1 protein-coding gene is annotated in these 1,260 nt (G+C 71.8%); it reads left to right on the forward strand.

Annotation, left to right across the window (positions count from 1 at the left end):
* A partial coding sequence (locus ACFFRH_RS44200; RefSeq protein WP_386164180.1) for a beta-ketoacyl reductase occupies positions 1-1,260 on the forward strand: 1,260 nt, incomplete at both ends.

The raw sequence follows: 1,260 nt of genomic DNA on the forward strand, positions 1-1,260 counted from the left end.
CACCAGCATGGCGCTCACCATCGCCGATGGGAGTGGTGTGCCGGTGGCGGAGGTCGAGGCGCTCACGTTGCGTCCGTTGTCGACCTCTGATCTGGCCGCTTCGGGTGGTCAGGGCTGGTTGCACCAGGTGAGCTGGAGCGCGGTCGCGGCCGGGGCGGTTGCGGAGTCGTCCTCCTGGATGGTGCTGGAGGCGGGGGCCGGTCTGGATTCGGTCGTCGAGCCGCCTGCGGTGGTGCTGGTCAGCGTTGCGTCGGGTGGTGAGCTGGGCGTGGTGACGGGTGAGGTGCTGGCGTTGGTGCAGGGGTGGCTGGCCGGGGAGCGGTTCGTCTCCTCGCGGCTGGTCCTGCTCACTCGTGGCGCGGTGGTGGCGGTCGCGGGTGAGGTGCCGGATCCGGCGCAGGCGGCGGTGTGGGGTCTGGTGCGGGCGGCGCAGGCCGAGCAGCCGGGCCGGTTCGTGCTGCTGGATGTGGACACCGAAGTCCTCGACGAGAGCGTGCTCGCCCAGGCACTGGCCACGGGCGAACCACAGATCGCGGTACGAGACAGGCAACTGCTGACACCGGGACTGAACCGCACCGCGGACCGTGGTGACGAGCGGTCGGTGTTCGGTCCGGAGGGGACGGTGCTGGTCACCGGTGGCACCGGCGGTCTGGGCGCGGTCGTGGCCAAACACCTCGCCGCCACCTACCAGGTCAAACACCTGCTGCTGGCCAGCAGGCGCGGACCCGAGGCGCCCGGAGCCGCCGACCTGGCCGCCGAGCTGACCGACCTGGGCGCCACGGTCACGATCGCGGCCTGCGACGTCGGCGACCGCGCCGACCTGGCCCACCTGCTCGCCTCGATACCGGCCGAGCACCCCCTGACCGGCATCGTGCACACCGCCGGAGTCCTCGACGACGGCATCGTGGCCTCCCTCACCCCCGAGCGCATCGAGGCGGTCCTGCGGCCCAAGGCCGACGCCGCCCGCCACCTGCACGAACTCACCCGTGACCTCGACCTGTCGGCCTTCGTGTTGTTCTCCTCCCTGGCCGGGGTACTGGGCAGCGCGGGCCAGGCCGGCTACGGCGCCGCCAACGCCTACCTCGACGCCCTGGCCCACCAACGCCACGCACAAGGACTCGCCGCCACCTCACTGGCCTGGGGACTGTGGGCCTCCGGCGGCATGGCAGGAGACCTCGGCGAAGCCGACCTACGACGAATGGAACGAGCGGGCGTCAAAGCGCTGTCCATCCCCGAAGGACTCGCCCTGCTCGACACCGC

Origin of the sequence: Streptosporangium vulgare (assembly GCF_042428775.1) — a bacterium.
GTDB lineage: Bacteria > Actinomycetota > Actinomycetes > Streptosporangiales > Streptosporangiaceae > Streptosporangium > Streptosporangium vulgare.